The 3,387-nt window shown below is 42.0% G+C and carries 4 protein-coding genes; 2 read left to right on the top strand and 2 right to left on the bottom strand.

Annotated features, from left to right (window positions below):
* Window positions 1-153 precede the first annotated feature (153 nt).
* Complete coding sequence (locus ACCI49_RS24035; RefSeq protein WP_371841783.1) at window positions 154-372, top strand: integrase core domain-containing protein; 219 nt, start codon at window positions 154-156, stop codon at window positions 370-372.
* A gap of 159 nt (window positions 373-531) precedes the next feature.
* Here the strand turns inward: ACCI49_RS24035 and ACCI49_RS24040 are convergent, their stop codons facing one another.
* A complete protein-coding gene (locus ACCI49_RS24040; RefSeq protein ID WP_371841784.1) occupies window positions 532-1,575 on the bottom strand; it encodes a succinylglutamate desuccinylase/aspartoacylase family protein in 1,044 nt (347 codons plus the stop codon).
* 10 nt (window positions 1,576-1,585) lie between these two features.
* Complete coding sequence (rimK, locus tag ACCI49_RS24045; RefSeq protein ID WP_371841785.1) at window positions 1,586-2,497, bottom strand: 30S ribosomal protein S6--L-glutamate ligase; 912 nt, start codon at window positions 2,495-2,497, stop codon at window positions 1,586-1,588.
* 416 nt (window positions 2,498-2,913) lie between these two features.
* On the opposite strand from rimK, the gene ACCI49_RS24050 reads away from it, so the two are divergent.
* Window positions 2,914-3,138, top strand: coding sequence for a transposase (locus tag ACCI49_RS24050; RefSeq protein ID WP_371841786.1), 225 nt, complete (start codon window positions 2,914-2,916; stop codon window positions 3,136-3,138).
* Window positions 3,139-3,387 lie beyond the last annotated feature (249 nt).

Consider the following 3,387-nt stretch of genomic DNA (forward strand, 5'->3'; position numbering starts at 1 on the left):
GGCATCTAGATCGCCAGATGGAAACGGCTTTGGTAAGTCGTGCGTTGATGATGGCTGTCAATTAGCGTACACCACCAAAAGGTCTTCTACATCACTCCGAGAGGTAGTCAGTATGCCAGCCATACCTACCAAGCGCTATTGAAGCAGCATGGAATGGTGTGTTCAATGAGTCGTAGGGGAAATTGTTGGGACAACGCACCGACTGAACGCTTTTTTAGCAGCCTGAAACGAGAGTGGTTAACGGGAAATCTCTATACAACAAGGGAGGATGCGATAACAGATGTGAGAGCCTATATTGCTTTTTACAACTCACGCAGAATACATACAACGCTGGGGGATGTAACCCCCATCGAATTTGAAAAATGTGCTTAAAGAGGTGTCCGGCTGGGCTTGACCACAACAAACTCATGATTTATGAGTGTTGAGTGAAAAGTAAGTTCAGCACAAACAAGCCAAGAGGGTATATAGACTTTTCTTGGCTCGACTGTAACTCTACGAGAATCTTATAAATAACCTTAGAGTAAAGACGGGCTAAAGTAGGGTATTTTCAGAGTAATTTATAAAATTTTGGAAGGCTTCCACCGATGCTGCTGCCTCCTTAATATCTTCAAAACGAGCAATATGAAAGAGAGCATCTCCTGCATTAACTAAGGGAATATTACTCTTTCCAATGATGAGCCCTGAAAACTGGGATTTTACCTCATACTCGTTAGGTGTGAATAAATCCGATGGATCTGAAATTATTCCTAAGATATCCCCTTTATTAACACGCATGCCCAGTGGAGCCGTCGACCGTAATAGGCCACTTTCTGGAGCTCTCTCCCAACTACTAGAGCGAGCCATAAATGGCTCTGATAGTTTGCGGGAGTTTTTACTTCCCGCCAGCATAGACAGCTTTCGCATTACTGATAAGATACCCTTAACGCCTGCTCTAATAGATAATTCATCAAAGCGTAATGCTTCCCCCGCCTCATATAATAGTATTTTAACTCCGTGTTCTTTGGCTGCTTGACGCAAAGATCCGTCCCGTAAATTTGAGTTGAGTATTACTGGAACCGAAAAAGCTTCTGCAAGCATTTTTGTTTCTGGATCATCCAAGTCGGCTCGTACTTGTGGGAGGTTAGATCGGTTTAACGCCCCAGTATGTAAGTCAATACCATAGTCACACTGTGAGACAATCTCCTGTATGAATATATGAGCAAGTCTAGCCGCGAGGGGCCCACGCTTTGACCCAGGAAACGAGCGATTTAGATCACGTCTATCAGGTAGGTATCTAGAATGCTGTATAATTCCAAATACATTAACAACCGGAATAACGATTAAAGTTCCTCGCATGCGTTTAATTGAGCTCGATTTTAGTAAGCGTCGAACAATTTCTACACCATTAAGTTCATCACCATGAATCGCTGCACTAATAAACAGCCGCGGACCTGCTCTTTTGCCACATATGACTTGTACAGGAATGTTGATATTTATATGGGTGTATAGCTTAGCTATAGGGAGGTCGATTACGCGATGCTCTCCAGGGAGTACCGCTACGTCATTGATAGTTATGGGTTGGTTTGCTGCTGACATTTATTCAATATTATCCCTTACCACGTGTTCTTGTTTTATTCGGTCTTGCATTATTTTCAATAAACTCGACAATCATTCCTGCAACATCTTTATTTGTCGCCTCCTCAATTCCTTTTAATCCTGGAGACGAGTTAACCTCCATAATTAACGGTCCCCGACTTGAGCGAAGTAGATCCACACCGCAGACATTTAGTCCCATGATCCCTGCAGCTTTTACCGCACAAGATCTCTCTGTAGGAGATAGCTTAACAAGCTTGGCTGTTCCACCTCTATGAAGGTTTGATCTAAATTCACCTTCTGGAGCTGTTCTTTGCATAGCAGCAATAACCTTCCCACCAACTACAAAACAGCGGATATCACTACCACCAGCTTCTCCAATGAACTCCTGAATAAGGATATTACTTTTTACCCCCATAAACGCCTGGATGACACTCTCAGCTGCTTTTTTTGTTTCAGCGAGTACGACACCAATCCCCTGAGTACCCTCTAGTACTTTAATTACCAAAGGAGGGCCACCTACCTCTCTGATTAATCCTTCTATATCATCTGGTGAGTTTGCGAAAGCAGTAACTGGAATACCCACGCCTTTACGTGATAACAATTGGATAGAGCGTAGTTTGTCCCGGGAGCGGGAAATGGCAACAGATTCATTGACACAGTAGGTCCCCATCATTTCAAACTGACGAACGACTGAAGTACCATAGAATGTGACTGATGAACCTATGCGTGGAACCACTGCATCGAAATCACCAGGTAAAAATTCTTCATTTTTATAATGAATAGAGGGGTTTTCAGTTCCCATATCCATAAAACAGCGGATATGGTCAATCACTCGTGCCTCATGACCTCGCTCGTTTGCAGCTTCAACTAGGCGGCGCGTAGAGTAAAGTTTTGAGTTTCTTGATAAGATCGCTATTTTCATATCTATTTGACTTAAATTTGTATGACTTATTTAATAAAGTGGGATTGACTTAGCTTAAAAAACAAATACCTAAAACTTGCAATCACTTGACTATTATATAATTAAAGCCTCCCACAAAAATTGTTCACTTTATGTACTGCAAACAAGCCGAGAAGGTTAGGTTAAATTATTCAATTTAATTAAGTGACTAACTCAAAATAACCACTCTTTAAGGTTATGTCTACTATAATATTTCATTCCGAGTAATTTTGTACAGCATATTATAATTAGTGATGGAGCAGCCTGAGAGGCAGCTGTTGCTGACACTGATCCAACCTATATAGCATGTATTCGTAATCTATTCCTCTTGAATATTGACCCTACCCACCAACGACGGACACTCTCTTAAACGATGAACTACGCATTAGAGGTGCCCGATGACAAGTCAAACCAAACCAACCAAAATTACACGTATACGATACTCCGAGGAGTATAAAAAAGATACTCTAGTACTGACAGCCGAGGTGGGTGTAGACATTGTTGCTAAACAGCTTTGGATACACCCGTCCCAAATACATGAATGGAGCAGTAAAGCCAGGTTGCATCAAAGCAAACGTGATGCCGAGAGAGAGTTCACCACAGAGAATGCTCGCCTGTTCTAGTGAGCGTTTAGAGGTTCCCATAAGATTGTCTGCTCAGAGTCGTACTTTATAGCCACTTGATATTTACTCTGGCTTGAGAGTATTAGCCACAACAATATAGTTCTTCATAATACTGCACAGTGATTGTTTTCTATTAATTAGTCGGCCCTGAAAAAAACCAAACACTTGCCTCCAGCACGGTGTAAAGAGGGTTTACGGGGCGATTCGGACTAAATCCACCTTCCAAAACGTAAGTAAAATATCCGCATT

Origin of the sequence: Microbulbifer epialgicus (assembly GCF_041447265.1) — a bacterium.
GTDB classification, from domain to species: domain Bacteria; phylum Pseudomonadota; class Gammaproteobacteria; order Pseudomonadales; family Cellvibrionaceae; genus Microbulbifer; species Microbulbifer epialgicus.

What these genes read in the sequence shown, in the direction of transcription:
- ACCI49_RS24035 (WP_371841783.1), top strand. Translation starts at nt 154, where the DNA reads ATGGTGTGTTCAATGAGTCGTAGGGGAAATTGTTGGGACAACGCACCG.
- ACCI49_RS24040 (WP_371841784.1), bottom strand. Translation starts at nt 1,575, where the DNA reads ATGTCAGCAGCAAACCAACCCATAACTATCAATGACGTAGCGGTACTC.
- rimK (WP_371841785.1), bottom strand. Translation starts at nt 2,497, where the DNA reads ATGAAAATAGCGATCTTATCAAGAAACTCAAAACTTTACTCTACGCGC.
- ACCI49_RS24050 (WP_371841786.1), top strand. Translation starts at nt 2,914, where the DNA reads ATGACAAGTCAAACCAAACCAACCAAAATTACACGTATACGATACTCC.